Annotated in this window: 18 protein-coding genes, 3 tRNA genes and 1 riboswitch; of the genes, 14 read left to right on the top strand and 7 right to left on the bottom strand. The window is 59.6% G+C overall.

Translation table 11 applies throughout. The features are described from left to right. Positions 1-13: 13 nt before the first annotated feature. Both nrdR and glyA read right to left on the bottom strand, forming a co-directional pair. Complete coding sequence (gene nrdR, locus GTP46_RS26310) at positions 14-487, bottom strand: transcriptional regulator NrdR (RefSeq protein WP_161009597.1); 474 nt, start codon at positions 485-487, stop codon at positions 14-16. A gap of 94 nt (positions 488-581) precedes the next feature. After that, complete coding sequence (glyA, locus tag GTP46_RS26315; RefSeq protein ID WP_161009598.1) at positions 582-1,829, bottom strand: serine hydroxymethyltransferase; 1,248 nt, start codon at positions 1,827-1,829, stop codon at positions 582-584. A 95-nt stretch (positions 1,830-1,924) separates the two neighbouring features. Further along, positions 1,925-2,062, bottom strand: a riboswitch (ZMP/ZTP riboswitch). A 130-nt stretch (positions 2,063-2,192) separates the two neighbouring features. On the opposite strand from glyA, the gene GTP46_RS26320 reads away from it, so the two are divergent. The 10 genes from GTP46_RS26320 (at position 2,193) to GTP46_RS26365 (ending at position 8,515) form a co-directional block, all read left to right on the top strand. Then, positions 2,193-2,939 carry an SDR family NAD(P)-dependent oxidoreductase gene (locus GTP46_RS26320; RefSeq protein WP_161009599.1) on the top strand — a complete coding sequence of 249 codons (747 nt, stop codon included), beginning with the start codon at positions 2,193-2,195 and terminating at the stop codon, positions 2,937-2,939. Positions 2,940-3,095: 156 nt separating this feature from the next. Next, complete coding sequence (ybgC, locus tag GTP46_RS26325; protein ID WP_161009600.1) at positions 3,096-3,506, top strand: tol-pal system-associated acyl-CoA thioesterase; 411 nt, start codon at positions 3,096-3,098, stop codon at positions 3,504-3,506. 6 nt (positions 3,507-3,512) lie between these two features. Then, a complete protein-coding gene (gene tolQ / locus GTP46_RS26330) occupies positions 3,513-4,205 on the top strand; it encodes a protein TolQ (protein ID WP_161009601.1) in 693 nt (230 codons plus the stop codon). Between the two features lie 16 nt (positions 4,206-4,221). Next, complete coding sequence (locus GTP46_RS26335) at positions 4,222-4,659, top strand: ExbD/TolR family protein (RefSeq protein ID WP_161009602.1); 438 nt, start codon at positions 4,222-4,224, stop codon at positions 4,657-4,659. A gap of 9 nt (positions 4,660-4,668) precedes the next feature. Continuing rightward, positions 4,669-5,574: a cell envelope integrity protein TolA gene (gene tolA, locus GTP46_RS26340; RefSeq protein ID WP_161009603.1), complete on the top strand. Its 906-nt coding sequence runs from the start codon at positions 4,669-4,671 to the stop codon at positions 5,572-5,574. Next, a complete protein-coding gene (gene tolB / locus GTP46_RS26345; RefSeq protein ID WP_161009604.1) occupies positions 5,574-6,854 on the top strand; it encodes a Tol-Pal system beta propeller repeat protein TolB in 1,281 nt (426 codons plus the stop codon). Before tolA ends, tolB begins: the two co-directional genes overlap by 1 nt. A gap of 27 nt (positions 6,855-6,881) precedes the next feature. Continuing rightward, on the top strand, positions 6,882-7,412 hold the full coding sequence (gene pal / locus GTP46_RS26350) for a peptidoglycan-associated lipoprotein Pal (protein ID WP_161009605.1): 531 nt from the start codon (positions 6,882-6,884) through the stop codon (positions 7,410-7,412). Positions 7,413-7,522: 110 nt separating this feature from the next. Then, a complete protein-coding gene (gene ybgF / locus GTP46_RS26355; protein ID WP_161009606.1) occupies positions 7,523-8,278 on the top strand; it encodes a tol-pal system protein YbgF in 756 nt (251 codons plus the stop codon). Positions 8,279-8,335: 57 nt separating this feature from the next. Next, positions 8,336-8,411, top strand: a tRNA-Lys gene (locus GTP46_RS26360). 28 nt (positions 8,412-8,439) lie between these two features. Further along, a tRNA-Lys gene (locus GTP46_RS26365) sits at positions 8,440-8,515 on the top strand. Positions 8,516-8,568: 53 nt separating this feature from the next. Here GTP46_RS26365 and GTP46_RS26370 read toward each other — a convergent pair. Further along, entirely contained in the window at positions 8,569-9,159 is a 591-nt protein-coding gene (locus GTP46_RS26370) for a PEP-CTERM sorting domain-containing protein (protein WP_161009607.1), read from the bottom strand. 190 nt (positions 9,160-9,349) lie between these two features. Between GTP46_RS26370 and GTP46_RS26375 the strand changes: the two genes are divergently transcribed. Continuing rightward, positions 9,350-9,607: a hypothetical protein gene (locus tag GTP46_RS26375; RefSeq protein WP_161009608.1), complete on the top strand. Its 258-nt coding sequence runs from the start codon at positions 9,350-9,352 to the stop codon at positions 9,605-9,607. Between the two features lie 5 nt (positions 9,608-9,612). Here the strand turns inward: GTP46_RS26375 and GTP46_RS26380 are convergent, their stop codons facing one another. Continuing rightward, positions 9,613-10,782 carry an acyltransferase family protein gene (locus GTP46_RS26380; RefSeq protein ID WP_161009609.1) on the bottom strand — a complete coding sequence of 390 codons (1,170 nt, stop codon included), beginning with the start codon at positions 10,780-10,782 and terminating at the stop codon, positions 9,613-9,615. A gap of 169 nt (positions 10,783-10,951) precedes the next feature. Here GTP46_RS26380 and GTP46_RS26385 point away from each other — a divergent pair. Continuing rightward, a tRNA-Lys gene (locus GTP46_RS26385) sits at positions 10,952-11,027 on the top strand. A gap of 41 nt (positions 11,028-11,068) precedes the next feature. Here GTP46_RS26385 and GTP46_RS26390 read toward each other — a convergent pair. Further along, positions 11,069-13,051, bottom strand: coding sequence for a helicase-related protein (locus GTP46_RS26390; protein WP_161009610.1), 1,983 nt, complete (start codon positions 13,049-13,051; stop codon positions 11,069-11,071). 82 nt (positions 13,052-13,133) lie between these two features. Here GTP46_RS26390 and GTP46_RS26395 point away from each other — a divergent pair, with 82 nt between their 5' ends. Continuing rightward, a complete protein-coding gene (locus GTP46_RS26395) occupies positions 13,134-13,739 on the top strand; it encodes an IMPACT family protein (protein WP_161009659.1) in 606 nt (201 codons plus the stop codon). A gap of 17 nt (positions 13,740-13,756) precedes the next feature. Here GTP46_RS26395 and GTP46_RS26400 read toward each other — a convergent pair whose 3' ends face one another. Then, positions 13,757-14,953, bottom strand: coding sequence for a DUF418 domain-containing protein (locus tag GTP46_RS26400; RefSeq protein WP_229259107.1), 1,197 nt, complete (start codon positions 14,951-14,953; stop codon positions 13,757-13,759). A gap of 233 nt (positions 14,954-15,186) precedes the next feature. On the opposite strand from GTP46_RS26400, the gene GTP46_RS30230 reads away from it, so the two are divergent. Next, positions 15,187-16,842 carry a methyl-accepting chemotaxis protein gene (locus tag GTP46_RS30230; protein ID WP_161009611.1) on the top strand — a complete coding sequence of 552 codons (1,656 nt, stop codon included), beginning with the start codon at positions 15,187-15,189 and terminating at the stop codon, positions 16,840-16,842. Between the two features lie 99 nt (positions 16,843-16,941). Here the strand turns inward: GTP46_RS30230 and GTP46_RS26410 are convergent, their stop codons facing one another. Further along, complete coding sequence (locus GTP46_RS26410; RefSeq protein ID WP_161009612.1) at positions 16,942-18,483, bottom strand: methyl-accepting chemotaxis protein; 1,542 nt, start codon at positions 18,481-18,483, stop codon at positions 16,942-16,944. Positions 18,484-18,491 lie beyond the last annotated feature (8 nt).

The following is an 18,491-nucleotide window of genomic DNA, read 5'->3' on the forward strand; positions in this document are numbered from 1 at the left end:
CGCCAGCAATACGCTAGCTCTTGCGCGGAGCCTTGCGCTCCTGGCCGACTTCGGCAATGGCGTTCTGGAACTCGGCCAGATCTTCAAAGTTTTTGTAGACCGATGCAAAGCGGATGTACGCCACGTTATCGAGGCGCTTCAGTTCCTGCATTACCAGCTCGCCGATGTAGCCGGTGTCCACTTCGCGCTGACCGCTGGTCAGCAGCTTTTCTTCAATCGTAGCAATGGCGGCATCGACCGCAGGCGCAGCCACCGGACGCTTGCGCAACGCCAGCTCCAGACTACCGCGCAGCTTGGCCGAGCTGTACTCGGTGCGGCTACCATTCTTCTTGACCACATACGGCATCACCAGTTCGATGCGCTCATACGTGGTAAATCGTTTATCACATTTCCCGCAGCGCCGGCGCCGGCGAATGGAGTCCCCTTCCTCCGATACACGCGTATCGAGGACCTGGGTGTCTTCATGCTGGCAGAACGGACATTTCATAGTGGCGCTTTAGTTAGCGTCGTCCTCGCGAAAGCGGGGACCCATAGAACGCATGCTCAGTATGGATCCCCGCCTACGCGGGGACGACGGGGTATTACTTGGCGTAGACAGGGAACTTGTCAGCCAGAACCTTCACCGCCGCCTTGACGCGCTCGATGGTGGCTGCGTCGTGCGGGTTATCCAGCACGTCAGCGATCAGGTTGCCGACTTGTTCCGCTTCCGCTTCCTTGAAGCCGCGGGTGGTCATCGCTGGCGAGCCCAGACGAACGCCCGACGTCACGAATGGCTTCTGTGGATCGTTAGGAATGCCGTTTTTGTTGGTGGTGATGTGCGCCGAACCCAGGATCGCTTCCGCTTCCTTACCGGTCAGATTCTTCGGACGCAGGTCCACCAGCATCACGTGCGACTCAGTGCCGCCCGATACGATGCGCAGGCCGCGCTTGATCAGGGTCTTGGCCAGCACGTCGGCGTTCTTCACCACTTGCTGCTGGTACTCTTTGAACGCAGGCTGCAGCGCTTCCTGGAAAGCCACGGCTTTGCCAGCGATCACGTGCATCAGCGGGCCGCCCTGGATACCAGGGAAGATGGCCGAGTTGATGGCTTTCTCGTGTTCAGCCTTCATCAGGATGATGCCGCCGCGTGGACCGCGCAGCGATTTGTGGGTGGTCGAGGTGACGAAGTCAGCGTGCGGCACTGGGTTAGGATACAGGCCAGCAGCGATCAGGCCAGCGTAGTGCGCCATGTCGACCATGAAGTACGCGCCCACCGCTTTGGCGACCGCAGCGAAACGCTCGAAGTCGATTTTTTTCGAGAAGGCCGAGGCGCCGGCGATGATCAGCTTAGGCCTGTGTTCCTTGGCCAGTGCTTCCATGGCGTCGTAATCGATGTCTTCCGCAGCGGTCAGGCCGTAGGACACCACGTTGAACCATTTGCCCGACATATTCAGTGGCATGCCGTGGGTCAGGTGGCCGCCTTCTGCCAGCGACATGCCCATGATGGTGTCGCCTGGTTTCAGCACGGCGAAGAATACGCCCTGGTTGGCTTGCGAGCCCGAGTTAGGCTGTACGTTGGCAGCTTCGGCGCCGAACAGTTTCTTAACGCGGTCCATGGCCAGTTGCTCAACCACGTCGACGTACTCGCAGCCACCGTAGTAGCGCTTGCCTGGGTAGCCTTCGGCGTATTTGTTGGTCAGTTGCGAACCTTGCGCTTCCATGACGGCTGGCGAGGTGTAGTTCTCCGACGCGATCAGTTCAATGTGATCGTGCTGGCGGGTGTTTTCGTTTTGAATTGCGCCGAACAGTTCTGGGTCTACGCTGGCGAGGGTGTGATCTTTTGCGAACATGAAAAAACTCCAATCGAATGAGTAACTTTGTTTCTGGCAGTTGGATCGAAAGAGAGAAGCCATAGCGGACCGGCAGCCTCTTCGTGCTTTCCATCGAGGGCTGCCCAGGCGAACGGCTGTTGAAATCTCACGTTTCCCGGTGGATGCCCACCTTTCGCTGACTGATCAAAAACGCACTATTGTGGTGCATTTTTAGAAATCTTTCCAGCTTTTCGCCAGTTACGTGAGACGTAATGGAAGCCAGATTGTATTTGATGCGCCAGATTTGAGCAAGAAAAGGTATTGCATTATTGGCAATTTAACCTATAAGGGAATTTACGGATACAATTTTGGGCACTTCCCACCCACTTACAAGGATCGATCATGATCGTCTTCATCACCGGCGCGACGGCCGGCTTCGGCGCCGCGATGGCGCGCATCTTTGCCAGCAACGGCCACAAAGTCCTGATCAGCGGCCGCCGCGAAGATCGCCTGCAGGCGCTGTCGGCCGAGCTGGGCGGTGCTGTGCGCCCTATCGTGCTGGACGTCACCGACCGCGAGTCGATCAAGGCGGCGCTGGACGGCCTGCCGCCAGAATGGCGCGACATCGATGTGCTGGTGAATAACGCCGGCCTGGCGCTGGGCGTGACCCCGGCCCACACCTCATCGCTGGAAGACTGGGACACCATGATCGCCACCAACGTCAGCGGCCTGGTGGCCATGACCCGCGCCATCCTGCCGGGCATGGTCGAACGCAATCGCGGCACCATCATTAACATCGGTTCGATTGCTGGTTCGACGGCTTATCCGGGCGGCAACGTGTACGGCGCCACCAAGGCCTTCGTCAACCAGTTCACGCAAAACCTGCGGGCGGATTTGGCCGGCACCGGCGTGCGCACCACCAACCTGGCGCCAGGCCTGTGCGGCGGCACCGAGTTCTCCAACGTGCGCCTGAAGGATGACGCCGCAGCGGCCAAGGTCTACGAAGGCACCACCCCGCTGACGGCCGAGGACATCGCCAACACCGCCTACTGGATCGCCACCCTCCCTGCGCACGTCAACATCAACCGCATCGACATGATGCCGACCTGCCAGGGTTACGGCGCGCTCAACGTCAAACGCGCGCTGTAACCGGGCCGGGCCTCCCTTTCTAACGGGAGGCCCTGAATTCGTAAGCCATTGTTACAATCCTTGGCAAACGCCCGGGAAATCGCTTTACTATCGCCGGGTACCAACACAACAATATCGCGTAGAATGTTGCTCAATCACATTGGTAGTCAAAACAACATGTCTGCAGATTTTATCTGGAACGTCCGGGTCTATTACGAGGACACCGACGCCGGCGGTATCGTCTATTACGCAAATTACCTCAAATTCTTCGAGCGCGCCCGCACCGAGTGGCTGCGCGCCCTCCACGTCAACCAGCACGACTTGCTGGCCGAGCATGACGCCATGTTCGTCGTCAAAAGCGTGAGCGCTGACTATCATGCGCCCGCAAAGCTCGATGATGAATTAAAATTAACGGTTAGTATCGAAAAAATCGGCCGCGCCTCCATCGTGTTCCATCAGGAGGCCTGGCGCGGCGAAACATTGCTGAATACGGCGCGGGTCAAAGTTGGCTGCGTCGATTCTGCCCTGCGTCCGCGCGCCGTTCCTGCGATCGTCGCCGACAAAATGCGTCACACCACCAAAGACTGATAAACAATGAACGTCACCCAAGACCTTTCTTTCCTGTCCCTCATCACCAACGCGCACCTGATCGTACAGCTGATCATGGCGCTGCTGTTCGTCATTTCGCTGACCAGCTGGACCTACATTTTCAGCAAGCTGTTCGCCATCAAATCGGCGCGCCGCCTGACGGTGGAATTTGAAAAGACCTTCTGGGCCGGCGGCAACCTGCACGCGCTGTACCAGAACGCCGGCAAGGACCGCGCCAACAGCGGCCCGCTGGCCCGCATCTTCGAGGCCGGCATGGGTGAGTTCATCAAATCGAAAGCCGCCTTTGCCGCCAACCGCGACAACCTGGACGCCGGCGCCGTGCTGGACAGCGCACGCCGCGCCATGCGCGCTGCCTTCCAGCGCGAGATGGATGCGCTGGAATCGCACCTGGCCTTCCTGGCCTCGGTTGGTTCGGTGTCGCCGTACATCGGCCTGCTGGGTACCGTGTGGGGCATCATGAACGCCTTCCGCGGCCTGGCCAACGTGCAGCAAGCAACGCTGGCTGCGGTGGCGCCCGGCATTGCTGAAGCGCTGATCGCGACCGCCATCGGCCTGTTCGCGGCGATTCCTGCGTTCGTGGCTTACAACCGTTTCTCGTACGACGTGGACCGCCTGGCGATCCGTTTTGAGAGCTTCGTTGAAGAGTTCTCCAACATCCTGCAACGCCAGTCGCGTTAATCGAGGGCGATAGATTATGGCCTCCTCTTTCTCCAGCGGCATGCGCGGTGGCCGGACCCGCAAGCTGAAGTCCGAAATCAACGTCGTGCCTTACATCGACGTGATGCTGGTGCTGCTGATTATTTTCATGGTAATGCCATCGGCGAATGACCCGAGCGTGGTGGACCTGCCGCGCGCAGAAAAATCCACCAAGCCGCCGAGCGACTACGTGCAGATCGTGCTGAAACCGAACGGCGCGCTGTCGATCGGTGTCAAAGGCAAGGATGAAGATGCGCCGGAAACCTCGCCGAATCGGGACGCGCTGGTACGCAAGCTGCGCACCATCCACGAGGCGCATCCCGACTATCCGGTGCTGATCGCCGGCGACAAGGAAAGCAAGTACGACGACGTGATCCAGCTGATCTCGGAAGCGAAGAAACTGGGCATCACCCGCGTGGGCCTGTCCACCAAGTAAATGCAGAACATGACACCCGCAACCGCTGGCGGCCCATACAAGGTTCCGCGACAACACGACAACTGGCGTTCGATCACGCTGTCTGTGGTCATGCATGCCGTGTTGTTGATGTTCCTGTGGATAGGCGTCAGCTGGCAAAACAATGAACCGGTTGAAGTGCAGGCCGAAATCTGGGACATGAAGGTGGAACAGGCCGCGCCGACGCCGACGCCTGAACCTGCCCCGCAGCCAGAGCCTGAACCGGAAGCCGTCAAACCACCGCCAGCACCGGTGGTGGAAGCGCCGCCGGTGCCGCGTGAAGATCCTGAAATCGCCCTGCAACGCATCAAGAAGAAAAAGCAGGAAGAAGAGAAAGCTGAAAAGCTGGAACAAGCACGCCTGAAAAAAGAAGCCGACGATAAACTGGCCAAGCTGGAAGCCAAGAAAAAGGCCGAGCAACAAGCCAAGGAAGAGAAGGCAGAACAGGAAGCGAAAGAAAAAGCGCTGGCCGAGAAAGACAAGAAAAAAGCCGCTACCGAAAAACTGGCCAAGGAAAAAGCCGAGAAAGCCGCCAAGGAAAAAGCCTTCGCCGCCGAGATGAGCCGCATCACCGGCGCCGCCGCCAAAGGCAGCACCGGCACCGCCGCGCAATCGACCGGCGGCCGGGTGGATGGCGGCTACCGGGCGGCGGTGATCGCCAAGATCAGGGGCAATATGTCGGGTAACTGGGATAACTCGCTGTCGGCGACCTATTCCATCACTCAACTGCCGTCCGGCGAGATTATTGGCGTTCGCAAAGTAAAAGGCAGTGGGACAGACGCCTACGACCGCGCCATCGAAAGCGCGATCAACGCATCGTCTCCACTACCCAAGAAAAAAGATGGTACGGTAGAGCGTGACATTACCGCCGATTTCAATATGAAGGACATGCACTGATGCACACCATGAAAAAATTAAACCAAGTGATCTTCTACACCGGCTTGGCGATCGCTGCCACCATGGGCGTCGCCCAGGCGCAGATGCGGATCGAAATTTCCGGCGTCGGCAACAACCAGATTCCGATCGCCGTGGCAGGCTTTGCGAACGAAAGCGTTTCGCCGCAAAAGATCTCCGAGATCATCAAGGCTGACCTTGAGCGCAGCGGCGCTTTCAAGATCATCGACGCCGGCGTGGTCAGCGACGTCAACAACATCGACTACGGCAGCTGGAAAGCCAAGGGCGCCAATGCGCTGGTAGTCGGCACCGTTGATGCCCTCGCCGATGGCCGCTACGACGTGCGCTACAAGCTGCTGGACACCAATCAGCAAGCCAAGATCTCCAACCTGGACAAGGCCGTCACCGCCCAGTTCACCCGCCTGTCGGCCCACCTGATCGCCGACGATGTGTTCTTCAAGCTGACCGGCATCAAGGGCGCGTTTTCGACCCGCATCTCCTACGTCAAGCAGGAAGGCCGCAACTACCAGCTGATGATCGCCGACGCCGATGGCGAAAACGAGCAGCTGGCGCTGCGCTCGAACGAACCGATCATTTCGCCATCGTGGTCGCCGGACGGCACCAAGGTCGCCTACGTCTCGTTTGAACAGAAGAAGCCAGTGGTCTACGTGCAGAACCTGATCACCCGCGCGCGCACCGTGGTGGCCAACGAAAAAGGCAGCAACTCGGCCCCATCGTGGGCGCCGAGTGGCAACAAGCTGGCGGTAGCGCTGTCGAAGTCGGGCAACACCCAGATCTACACCGTCAACGCTGACGGCAGCAATCTGCAGCGCGCTACCAGCAGCAGCGGCATCGACACCGAACCGCAATGGTCGGCTGACGGCAGCAGCATCTACTTCACCAGCGACCGCAGCGGCGGCCCGCAAATCTACCGCATGAACCCGGATGGCAGCGACGCCAAACGCGTCACCTTCGGCGGCAGCTACAACATTAGCCCGCGCATCTCGGCGGACGGCAAGACGCTGGCCTACATCTCGCGCCGCGACGGCAACTTCCAGCTGTTCGTGCTGGACCTGGCTAGCGGCCAGGAGCAGCGCCTGTCCGACACCACCGACGATGAGTCGCCAAGTTTCGCCCCTAACGGCAAATACATCATGTACGCCACCCGCGCCGGCGGCCGCAAATCGCTGGCCGTGGTCTCGGTGGATGGACGTGTAAAACAACGCCTGACCACTCAGGCGGGCAACATCAAGGAGCCCACCTGGGGCCCGTTCATGCAGTAATTTCGTGTCACTACTAGGAGAATCATTATGCGTAAACTCAGCAGCTTAGCTTTCATCGTTACCACCGCCGCCATCCTGTCGGCTTGCTCGACCCCAGTCAAAGTGGCAGAAGCGCCACCAGTCGAAGAGCGCAAAGTTGAAAAAGCGGTGCCGCCACCAGTCGACACCCGCACCGTCGCGCCAGTTGAAACCAAATCGCTGGATCCACTGGACGATCCCAAAGGCGTGCTGGCACAACGTAGCGTCTACTTCGACTTCGACAGCTACGTGGTCCGCGCCGATGGCAAATCGGTGGTAGAAAACCACTCGGCCTACCTGGTGAAGAACAAAGCCCGCTCGATCCTGGTGCAAGGTAACACCGACGAACGCGGCGGCGCTGAATACAACCTGGCACTGGGCCAGAAACGTGCTGAAGCCGTGCGCAAAGCCATGAGCACCCTGGGCGTGCCTGAGTCGCAAATCGAAGCCGTCTCGCTGGGCAAAGAAAAACCAAAAGCCACCGGTTCGAACGAAGAAGCATGGTCGCAAAACCGTCGTGCTGACATCGTCTACAAGTAATCAAAAGCACTACCTTTTTGCCGGGTCACAGGCATAATACGGGGCGGCGCGCGGAGATATCCGCGCCCTGTCCCGTTTCTTTTTTTAGATTTGTGTAGAAAGCGCCTGACATGATGAAATTCTCCAAATCCGGCCTGAGCGCCGCCCTGCTGGCCGCGACCGTCTGGCTGCCGCTGCAAGCCCACGCCGGCCTGTTCGACGACGACGAGGCGCGCCGCGCCCTGCTCGACCTGCGCGCCAAGGTGGAAGCCATGCGCACCGAACTGAATGGCCGCATCGACACCAAGTCCGACAAATCCAGCACGCTCGACCTGGTGACCCAGAACGAAAACCTGCTGCAGGAAATCGCCAAGCTGCGTGGCCAGATCGAAGTGCTGGCCAACGACATCGCCAACACGCAAAAGCGCCAGAAGGATTTCTACGTCGACCTCGACGCCCGCATCCGCAAGCTGGAGCCGCGTGAAGTGGTCATCGATGGCAAGGCTTCGCAAGTCGATCCTAGCGAGCAGCGCAATTACGAGGCGGCCATGCAGCTATTCAAAGCCGGCGACTACAAGGCAGCCGGCAGCGCGCTGGGCGACTTCGTGGCGCGTTATCCAGGCTCCAGCTACGCCTCCAACGCGCAGTACTGGCTGGGCAACGCCTACTACGCGCAGCGCGACTGCAAGAGCGCCATCGCCGCCCAGCTGGTGGTGCTGAAGAACTACGGCGACAGCCCGAAAGCGCCGGACGCCATGCTGAACATCGCCAGCTGCCAGACTGAGCTGAAAGACAAGGCTGCCAAAAAGACACTGCAAGACTTGATCAAGCAGTATCCGGATTCGCCGGCGGCAGCTACTGCCAAGGAACGCCTGGGAGGCAAATAATTACCGCAGGGTATTTGACAGTTGAGCTGACCTCCCCTATAATCTCGCTTCTTTCGGGGGTCGTTAGCTCAGCTGGTAGAGCAGCGGACTTTTAATCCGTTGGTCGCAGGTTCGAATCCCGCACGGCCTACCATCCGAAAGTTCCTAGGTTTGATACCTAAGGGTCGTTAGCTCAGCTGGTAGAGCAGCGGACTTTTAATCCGTTGGTCGCAGGTTCGAATCCCGCACGGCCTACCAAGATTCATCAAAAAAGCCACCCTCGGGTGGCTTTTTTGTTTTGCTTGCGTGCCTCAGGCTTTTTTGGCGCGGCGGCGGATCAGGGACAGCAGGCCCAAGCCACCCAGCAGCATGGCGTAAGTTTCTGGCTCCGGCACTGCGGCGGTTTGCAGGTTGTCGAGGATGTAGGCGTTGTTGCTGCCACCCGATTCAATCTTGATGCTGTTGAAGACGATGTTCTGGAAACCATAGAACTCACCACCATAGCCGGTCGCGGAGGTAAAGCTCGCTACTGCGGTGGCCCCGAGGTAGGCGGTGAAAGTCGACTCGCCCGGATTGCTGACGAAGTTGAACGCCGCGCCAGACAGGTTGGAGGAGAAGGTCAGCGTCGTCGGCGTGGTGCAGCAAGGGTAGAAGTTGGCAACAACCGTACCATTCATATTCGGGTACGTACCAGCATAATAACCAGTGACAAAGTTACCATCGCCGAAGGTCACACCAGCGAAGTTACTACCAGCCGCAGCGCCTTCCGACAGTGCGGAGTCAAAGTGCTCGGTCGTATATACACCGCTCAAGCCGCTGCCGGATGCAATAATGTTGTCCGCGTGAGCCATCGCGCTCGCACTCAGGATGGCGGCACCAATCAGTAAATTTGTCAGACGCATGTGATTCCCCTTTATTAATTTTAATGGTAAAAAGAAAACACATATTAGCATTAGAATATTTAAATTTATGACGTCCTCACAAAAATCTTAAGCAGTTTGTGCGAAATTGACACAAATCCCCCTGTATCATGGCAGATCTGCTAGCGTGGTAAAATCCACGCCCTACAAAAAAATCATCTGAATCGCCGCCATGACTTACGAAGAATTCCTCGACGAAATCACCACCCTGCTCACCGAAATGTACGACCTCTCCGATGAGGCCGCGATCAAGCTGGTGGTCGATGCACAAGCCAACGATTATTTCGTCACCCACGATGACAAGGAAGAATTGCGCTCCGTCGAACAAGCCAAGATCGAAGCCACCGCGCTGTACACGGCCAAGCAAAACAAGAATGAGACTCAGCGCAAGCAACAGCAGCGCCAGGAACAGAAGAAAAAAACCCGCTGATCAGATCAGCGCAGCGTAACCCCGCCGATACGGGCGGGCAGCGGTCGTGGGATGTGGACGTCGCGTACCGCCACCTGCTCGGTGATGGTCTGGATCAGGCGTCCCAGCGGCGCCTCCACCCAGCGATGGAACAGCGCGCCGGCGGCCAGGCTGAAGCCCCACGCCACCAGCATGCCGAAGGCCTGCACTTCTGGCTCGGGCTGCACAAAGCGCGTAAAGACCGCGTTCACCAGCAAGCACACCGGGAAGTGAATCAGGAATACCGAGTAGGAAATCTTGCCCAGGCTATTGATCACGGTCCACGCACGGCCGTCGGAGGTAGTCTTGACGCGGCCGAACAGGAATAGCAGCGACGCCACCACCGCCGCCAGCGCGATGCGGCTGCGGAATTCCAGCGCCAGGCCAGCCACTGCCGGCAGCAAGGCCATCATCATTAACAGCACCGCGAAACCGGTCTTGCGGCGCGGATCGCTGGCCCACCACGCCATCACACCCATGCCGTAGCTGCCGAAGAAATACGGCGCCCAGTTATCCCAGTCGGCATCCAGGTTGAAGTACAGCAGCGACAGCGTGATGCCAAACGCCGCCGCCAGCGGCATCAGCCACGACAGCGGACGCTTGCCCTCGACAATGCCGCCCACCCACAAGGCCAGCACCATCAGTGCATACAGCTGGAAGTCAATCGCCACGTACCACGCGCCGGCCGACACCGACGGATAACCCAGCACGCCATGCAGCAGCAGCGCATGCGCGCCCAGTTGCGCCAACGTGGCCGGCGCGGAAATCGAATCGTGGCTCATCCAGCGTGCCGCCAGCGCGGAAGCGACACTGGCGATCAGGGTGGCGGCCAGGAAGGCCGGCGCCAGCTTGGCGTAGCGGCGCCAGATGGCGCCCAGCGGATAGGCATAGCCGGCATGACCGGACGGCGCCAGTGATTTGGCCGCAAGAAAGCCGCCGATGACCAGGAATACCTGGACGGCAATGCGCGCACTGTTGCTCAACCAATCGACCAGCGACGGCAGCAAGGCGCGTGCGTGATCGGACATCGGACCATAGAAGGCCAGATGGTGCAATACGATCAGCTGGGCCGCGCCCGCTTTCAACAGATTAATCAGACCAAATTGCGACGAGGCCGGTTTACCCGCACCATGCGTCGCACCCGCAACTACTTTCATCAACATTCCTTGCTATGCAATTTTCCGCCACCAAATCGTTATTTTTAGCGACAGGGCGATATGATAGCCGAGGTTGTCCCGTTAGTGGCGCGCGCATGAACATTTTGACCAAATTTCCACGCTCATCCCCTTGAACTTTCTGCCGACGGCGATTACAATTCTGGCCCTTGGGTCGTTAGCTCAGCTGGTAGAGCAGCGGACTTTTAATCCGTTGGTCGCAGGTTCGAATCCCGCACGGCCTACCAAGATTCAACAAAAAAGCCACCTTCGGGTGGCTTTTTTGTTTTTAGCGCCGGAATTTGCGCGGCTGGCGTTTGCGGGCGGCGGAGTTCTGGTCTTGCAGGATGGCGTCCACGCGCTCCGACGCTTCGCGCGACAGGCGCAGCGCCAGTTCGGTGTCCGGGAAGTACTCGGGCTGGCGGTAGGCCAGCCAGGCGTAGGCCGAATACAGGCGGCAAGCATCTTCCACCTGCTGCAGGTTCATATAGTGCAGTGGGTTGTCGGCCGGTTTGAGGTGAGTAATTTTCTTGTGCGCCAGCGACTTGGCCCAGTTCTCCCAGGCGTTTTGCAGCGCCGGCACCTTGGCCGAGATCGGCACCAGTGACAGCGCGAATTTTTCCGCCACCGTCAGCTCCAGCGTATCGAGCCAGGCCGCGCGTTCGAACTGGTCCTCGGTGATGCGCGGATAGAAGAAGCCGTCCGGCACGTCGATGTTATGGACGAAGCGTTTGAGCAGCTTGGCCAGCGCATGCTCATGCGTGACCGAGGAGATGCGGTGCAAATGCTCCAGCGTCGGCGCCACCGCGAAGCCGGTGGTCTTCAGCGGCACCGGTTTTTCGCGCAGCAGCGAGCGCATCACGTTGTGGGTCTCGTTGTCGTAGCCGGCTACCAGGCCTTCCTCGTGCACGCCGAAGCGCCCTGCCCGGCCGGCGATCTGGCGCGCCAGCGCGGACGGAATCTCTTCCTCTTCGTAACCGTTGTACTTGACGCTGGTGGTCATCACCACCCGCGCGATCGGCATGTTCAGGCCCATGGCGATGGCGTCGGTGCCTACCACCACGTCGGCCGCACCGTCGCGGAACCGCTGGGCTTGCGCGCGCCGCACTTCCGGCGACAGGTTGCCGTACACCGTGGCCACCGACAGGCCGGCCTCGGTCACCATGTCGCGCCACATCAGCACTTCGCGGCGCGAGAAGCAGATCACGGCGTCGCCGTGGCGTAGGTTGCTGAGCTTGCGCACGGCGGTGGGCTCCATCGACAGCGGGCCCTTGCGCTTGAGCAGGTGCACTTCCAGTTCGCATTCCAGCCGCTCGGCCAGCACTTCAATTGCGCGCCGCGCTTCCGGGGCGCCGACCAGATACACCACCTTGGCCGGCGCGCCGCACACGGCGGCGGTCCAGGCGGCGCCGCGATCGCGGTCGGACAGCATCTGGATTTCATCGATAACGGCGACGTCAACCGGGGTTTGCGTATCCAGCATTTCCACCGTGCTGGCCACATGGGTGGCGCCCGGCACCAGTCGGCGCTCTTCGCCGGTGACCAGGCTGACCTTCAGCGGCTTGCCATGCTGCTGCATTTCCTGCAAACGCTCGTAGTTTTCCAGCGCCAGCAGACGCAGCGGCGCGAGGTAGACGCCGCTCGGCGCCTTGCCCAGCGCTTCCATCGCCTGGTGAGTCTTGCCGGAATTGGTCGGCCCCAGCACGGCGATGAATTTGCGCTTGATGCGGCGCGCCACCTCGAACGAGGCCGGGTATTCGGCCAGATTGATGCTCTGGCGGGTGCGTTCGGCGTGCTGCTCCTCCATGTCGCGCTCAACGGCGTGCTCCAGGCGTTGCCGGATGCGGTCGAACACCAGTCCGGCCGGCTCGGAAATCTGCATGCCAGTCAGTGCCTGCAGGAAAGGCTCAGCGTCCATATCGCAGTCGTCGCAGGCATCGGCCAGTTCTTGCACGAAGGCGGCCGTTGCGGCTTGCAACTCGGCAATTACCTCGTCGCTGGCGCGCTCGCGCAGCAAGGCCGAGCGGGTGTCGGCATCCATCTTGCGCCATTTGGATGGCTTGGCCAGCACACCTTGCGTCGGCACCAGATCGTACGGCACGCGCCGGCCGGCGTACTCGACCACGCCGGTAATGCGCAGGAACACCCGGCCTTCGAGCCGGGACAGCGCGACGCCCTGCTGGGCCAGACCGAGCTGGCGCAGCAGTTCGTCATCCTCTCCCGGATCGCCGTCGAGCGCTGCAATTTGAGAGGCTGGGGAAGGATGGGTCATGGCGTTATACTCAGTGGGGATACCGCCGGGATTATACCGCGCCCTCGTCTTCGCCTTTAAATTCTGGCACCATACGCCCCCTATGCCCCAAACCATCCTCACCGCAGTTCACCACGAATTGCTGATTAAAAAAAGCCGTTTTATCGCCTGCGTCCAACCGATGACAGACCGCGCCGCCGCGCAGAAAATCGTCGCTGAATTAAAAGCTCAGCATCCGGGCGCAGCGCATGTTTGCTGGTCGTTATTAGCAGGTGGCCAATCTGCCGCTGTCGATGATGGCGAACCAAGCGGCACCGCAGGCCGTCCCATGCTCGATGTTTTACGCCACCAGGATCTGGAAGGCGTATTGGCGACCGTCGTACGTTATTTTGGCGGAGTTAAATTGGGCGCCGGCGGTTTAGTTCGCGCTTATACCGACAGCGTGGCTCAGGCATTATTAAAAACCGAAAAAATCGCGATTATCAAACAGCGCCTCCTGATTTGCAGCGCACCGTATGCCATGGAAGGCCTAGTGCGACGAGAAATAGAAATGGCCGGCGCTGCACTGGATAATGTGCAGCATACCGACCATGTTCAATTTGAATTCAGCCTGCCCGATAGCACTGCCGATGCGCTAATTATCCGTCTGAATGAAGCCGGCCACGGCCGCATTATCTGGGCTGCTCCGGACGACGAGGAAGCAAGCTGATTCTTGGTGCATACGTGCTAATTTTTAGCTTGAACCAAGGTGCCGCTGCCGATCCACGTCATTCTGTGCCACACGGTTTCCAGCGGTCCCTGCGAGTGCCGGGCCAGCCACCACACGCTGAACTGACGTTGCAGCAGCGCCAGCACGATACCGATCGCCATAGCAAAACTGGCGCCCGTGTATTTATACATGCCGAGTCCAAAGCCATAATAAATCGAGGTGCCGACGATGGATTGCACCACATAGCTGGTTAAACTCATGCGCCCCAGCGGCGAGAATATCGCCAGCCAGCGCTGCGAATAAAACAGCAGGCAGAAAGTAGCGACCAGCACCAGCATAAACGCCATATTCGACCACGAAGTAACGATCAGCAATAATGGCCGCTGGACCGCTTGCCCGACGCTCCACGCTTCCGGCCATGTTTTCAGCAAATACAGTGGAATAAATACCAAGCTGGCAATCAATAAAACCTTCAGCCAGAAGGCCTGACTATCCTCCTTGAATACACCTTTGCGGCCAGCCAGCATACCGAGCATAAACAAAGCGGGAATCTGGAATATCCGGCCATTTTCCCAGCTCCAGCGAATCACGCCCATTTTACCGTTGGTGAGATTCCCCCACCAAACCTGCGCCGCCGAACCGTGGGCAAAATAGTCATTCGCAATACCGAAATAAGCCCACGATGCTGGATCACCCAGTTTTTGATTCGGATTCGGCAAAGCCTGGATAAACTCAATCCATGCGTACGGCTGCAGCAATAACACCACCGCAATCGCCAGCACCCAGCGATTACTCAAACGCGCCACTGGTATCAGCGCCAATCCCAGCACCGCGTAGATGCTGAGGATATCGCCGTGATAAAACATCGAATTGATCAAGCCAAAGCCCAGCAGCAGCACCAGTCGCCAGGCAAAACGGGCGCGAAAATCTTCGCCGCGCCGTTCCCGGTTGTGATACTGGATGTAGAAAGTCATGCCAAACAACAAGGCAAAAATCAGGTAGGACTTGCCGCCGAACAAGAAGAACAAGCTATTCCAGATCACCTTGTCGACCGCCTTCAGCCCATCCGGCAGGCCGGCGGGCAGGAAATAGAAATCAAAGTGCTCGATGTTGTGCAACAGCATGATCGAGGCAATGGCAAAGCCACGCAGCGCATCGATCACGTCCAGCCGGGAATTATTTGTCGTCATGGGTCTCCACCATTTCCAGGGCAAAAGTGAACATAATGCCAAGTGTAATGGAATCGATCCCACGTGACACGAATGTGGTTGAACAACTGCATCTCGTTTTAATTTAATTGCCACACGGGAATTGGCTGTGTATATTGGTGACAATCCTGCAAGCTATCGATCGCCCAATTCCTGCGGTCACATCTTTCCTCACTGGCCTTATTCCCGCCAACGTTCCCCACGGGACGCGAGTCAACCTCGACAAACGGAATATTCAAATGAAACTCAACAACCTCAAGGTAGGTACCCGGCTGGGGCTGGGTTTTGGCGCGGTCCTTGTGGTGCTGGCCATCACCATCGCCCTGAGCATCTACAGCCAGGCCAAACTGGCGGCGAATACCGACGGCATCGTCCATGAAACGTATCCCAAAGTGCTGCAGGCGCAGAAGATCATGAATCACAACAACAAGATTGCGCGCTCGCTGCGCAACGCCCTGCTGATACGCGACGAAGCCAAGGCGGCCAAGGAAATGGCCACGGTCATGGAAAAGCGCCAGGAAAACGACGTTGCCATGAAGAAGCTGGACGAAATGGTGCGCTCGACTCAGGGCCGGGCCCTGTTCGACGCCGTGCAAGCCGCGCGCAAGCCGTTCAATGAATCGCTGGACGAAGTGCTGCGCTTGCGCCGCGAGGGCGATATCGACGGCGCCGTTGCGGAAATGCTGGGCAAAATGCGCGGCCTGCAACTGGCCTACATGGACGCCATCGACGCCCTGATCGCACACCAGAACGAAAGCATGGAGCGCGCCCGCGCCGAGGCCGAAGACACCTATGTGCAATCGCGCAACCTGGCGATCACGCTGGGCTTGCTGTCGCTGGCATTGGGCGCGGCGATGGCATGGATGATTTCGCGCCAATTGCTGGCCCAGCTGGGCGGCGAGCCGAATGATGTGGCCGCCATCGCGCGCCAGATCGCCGGCGGCGACCTGGCAGTGCCGATTATCCTGCGCAGCGGCGACCAGCGCAGCCTGCTGTTTGCGATCCAGGTCATGCGCGACAGCCTGGCCGACATCGTTGGACAAGTGCGCAGCGGCGCCGACTCCATCGTGACGGCGGCAACGGAAATCGCCTCCGGCAATATGGACCTGTCCTCGCGCACCGAGCAGCAAGCCGGCTCGCTGGAAGAGACCGCGTCGTCGATGGAAGAGTTGACCGCAACCGTCAAGCAAAACACCGAGAATACGCGCCAGGCCAACACGCTGGCACAGAATGCGTCCGAGATTGCGGTCCAGGGTGGCACGGTGGTGGCCGACGTGGTGCAGACCATGGGTGCGATCAACGAATCGGCCAAGAAGATCGTCGACATCATCAGCGTGATCGATGGCATCGCATTCCAGACCAACATCCTGGCCTTGAATGCGGCAGTGGAAGCGGCGCGTGCCGGCGAGCAGGGCCGCGGCTTTGCGGTAGTGGCGTCGGAAGTACGGGTGCTGGCGCAGCGTTCGGCGGAAGCGGCCAAGGAAATCAAGAAACTGATCGATGACTCGGTTGGCAAAGTCGGCGCCGGCACGCAGCTGGTGGGCGAAGCTGGCGCGACGATGGAGCGTATTGTGGCGGCCGTGCAATCGGTCACCGCCATCATGAGCGAGATCAGCACTGCCAACCACGAACAAGAAGCGGGCATCGAGCAAATCAACCACGCGATTACCGAGATGGACACCGTAACCCAGCAGAACGCGGCGCTGGTCGAAGAAGCGGCCGCAGCGGCGGAAGCGCAGCAAGACCAGGCCAATCATCTGGTACAGCTGGTGGGCGTATTCAAGCTGGCCTCAGACCAGGCACAACACGCGTCGAGCCCAGCCGGCCTGAGCGGCCAACGCAAGAAAACGCCGCTGTCGCTGGTAGCCCCACGCCGCAACGCCCTCGCCGCCTAAAAAACAACTCCGGGGTCAGGTCCTCCATTTCTACACGGCCTCAGCCGTAGTGCGAGCTAAGGCTGAGGCCGTGTAGAAATGGAGGACCTGACCCCGGAGTTACGCCAGCCGGAAAACTTTGACGGCTTCCGCCAGCCGCGCGGCCTGTTCTTGCAGGGCGCCGGCGGCGGCAGCGGCTTCCTCAACTAAGGCAGCATTCTGCTGCGTCGCGCTGTCGATGGTGCTGATGGCTTGGTTCACCTGGTCGATACCCATCTCCTGCTCGCGGCTGGCTGCCGCGATCTCGCCTACAATCGCCGTCACTCGCTGGATGCTGGAGACGATTTCGTCCATCGTGCCGCCGGCCTGGCCGACCAGCGCACTGCCCTCGCCTACTTGCGCCGCCGACGCTTCGATCAGCTGCCGCACCTCCTTAGCCGCCGCATCGGCGCGCTGCGCCAGCACCCGCACTTCCGATGCAACCACCGCAAAGCCGCGCCCCTGTTCACCCGCGCGCGCAGCTTCCACTGCCGCATTCAGCGCCAGAATATTGGTCTGGAACGCGATCCCTTCAATCACCGAAATGATGTCGACAATTTTCTGCGATGAGCTGTTAATGCCGCCCATGGTCTGCACCACTTGCGCCATCACCGCACCACCGCGCGTAGCCACTTGTGCCGCCGACGTCACCAGCTGGTTGGCTTCGCCCGCGTTGCTGGAGTTCTGCCGCACCGCCGACGTCATTTCCTCCATCGAGGACGCCGTCTCTTCCAGTGAACTGGCTTGCGACTCGGTGCGGGCAGACAGGTCCAGGTTGCCGGTCGCGATTTCGCCCGAAGCCAGCGCGATCGCATCGGCGCCGCTACGCACTTGGCTGACGATGCCGTGCAAGCTGCCGTTCATATCCCGCAAGGCGCGCTTGAGCTGGCCGGTTTCGGTGGCGTCGTCGCCAGCCACTGCCATCTGTACCGACAAGTCGCCCTGCGCCACCCGCGAAGCGAAGTCCACCGCTTCTTCCAGCGGCCGCAGGATGGAGCGCGAAATCATCTGCCCCACCACCAGCGACACCACCACCGCCAGCAACCCAAAGCCGATGATGTGGATGCGTGACTTGACCACCGCCTCATCGCCCACTTCCTTGGTCGCCTGCGAGTTGTGTTCGATCAGGTCGCTGAGCGCGGCCATGCTTTTTTCCAGCACGCGGAAGCTTTCCATGAAGGCCGGGAACTTGGCCTGCGCGGCGGTAGGATTGGTCAGCGACAGCTCGACCATTTCTTCCGCGCTCTTCAGGTAGCGATCCACGTCCGGCCGCACCTTGTCCATCGCCTGCCGCACTTCGGCATCGGTGCTGGCCGCATCCATTTCTTTGATCAGCTTGCGAAACAGCGCGATGTGCTCGGCACTATCCTGCCGCACTTCCTTCACTTCGGCCGGATCGTTTTTCTCGGCTGCCAGCCGCGCGGCCAACACGTCGGCGCGCAGCGCGTCGTGGGCCTGGTCGGCTTGCAGCTGGTCCTTCATGGCCGCGCTGTTGGTGCTGATCGCATCCATCGACATGTCCAGCACGTGTACCGCGTAATACCCCACCAGTCCCACCAGGCTGACGAACAACAGTGTCGCCAGGTTCATCAACAACAAGCGCTGCTTGATCGTGAGCCGCATGGCGTCCC

The organism is Duganella flavida (assembly GCF_009857445.1).
GTDB lineage: Bacteria > Pseudomonadota > Gammaproteobacteria > Burkholderiales > Burkholderiaceae_D > Rugamonas > Rugamonas flavida.

Coding starts and splice junctions, on each gene's coding strand:
- nrdR (WP_161009597.1), bottom strand. CDS start 487: ATGAAATGTCCGTTCTGCCAGCATGAAGACACCCAGGTCCTCGATACG.
- glyA (WP_161009598.1), bottom strand. CDS start 1,829: ATGTTCGCAAAAGATCACACCCTCGCCAGCGTAGACCCAGAACTGTTC.
- GTP46_RS26320 (WP_161009599.1), top strand. CDS start 2,193: ATGATCGTCTTCATCACCGGCGCGACGGCCGGCTTCGGCGCCGCGATG.
- ybgC (WP_161009600.1), top strand. CDS start 3,096: ATGTCTGCAGATTTTATCTGGAACGTCCGGGTCTATTACGAGGACACC.
- tolQ (WP_161009601.1), top strand. CDS start 3,513: ATGAACGTCACCCAAGACCTTTCTTTCCTGTCCCTCATCACCAACGCG.
- GTP46_RS26335 (WP_161009602.1), top strand. CDS start 4,222: ATGGCCTCCTCTTTCTCCAGCGGCATGCGCGGTGGCCGGACCCGCAAG.
- tolA (WP_161009603.1), top strand. CDS start 4,669: ATGACACCCGCAACCGCTGGCGGCCCATACAAGGTTCCGCGACAACAC.
- tolB (WP_161009604.1), top strand. CDS start 5,574: ATGCACACCATGAAAAAATTAAACCAAGTGATCTTCTACACCGGCTTG.
- pal (WP_161009605.1), top strand. CDS start 6,882: ATGCGTAAACTCAGCAGCTTAGCTTTCATCGTTACCACCGCCGCCATC.
- ybgF (WP_161009606.1), top strand. CDS start 7,523: ATGATGAAATTCTCCAAATCCGGCCTGAGCGCCGCCCTGCTGGCCGCG.
- GTP46_RS26370 (WP_161009607.1), bottom strand. CDS start 9,159: ATGCGTCTGACAAATTTACTGATTGGTGCCGCCATCCTGAGTGCGAGC.
- GTP46_RS26375 (WP_161009608.1), top strand. CDS start 9,350: ATGACTTACGAAGAATTCCTCGACGAAATCACCACCCTGCTCACCGAA.
- GTP46_RS26380 (WP_161009609.1), bottom strand. CDS start 10,782: ATGAAAGTAGTTGCGGGTGCGACGCATGGTGCGGGTAAACCGGCCTCG.
- GTP46_RS26390 (WP_161009610.1), bottom strand. CDS start 13,051: ATGACCCATCCTTCCCCAGCCTCTCAAATTGCAGCGCTCGACGGCGAT.
- GTP46_RS26395 (WP_161009659.1), top strand. CDS start 13,134: ATGCCCCAAACCATCCTCACCGCAGTTCACCACGAATTGCTGATTAAA.
- GTP46_RS30230 (WP_161009611.1), top strand. CDS start 15,187: ATGAAACTCAACAACCTCAAGGTAGGTACCCGGCTGGGGCTGGGTTTT.
- GTP46_RS26410 (WP_161009612.1), bottom strand. CDS start 18,483: ATGCGGCTCACGATCAAGCAGCGCTTGTTGTTGATGAACCTGGCGACA.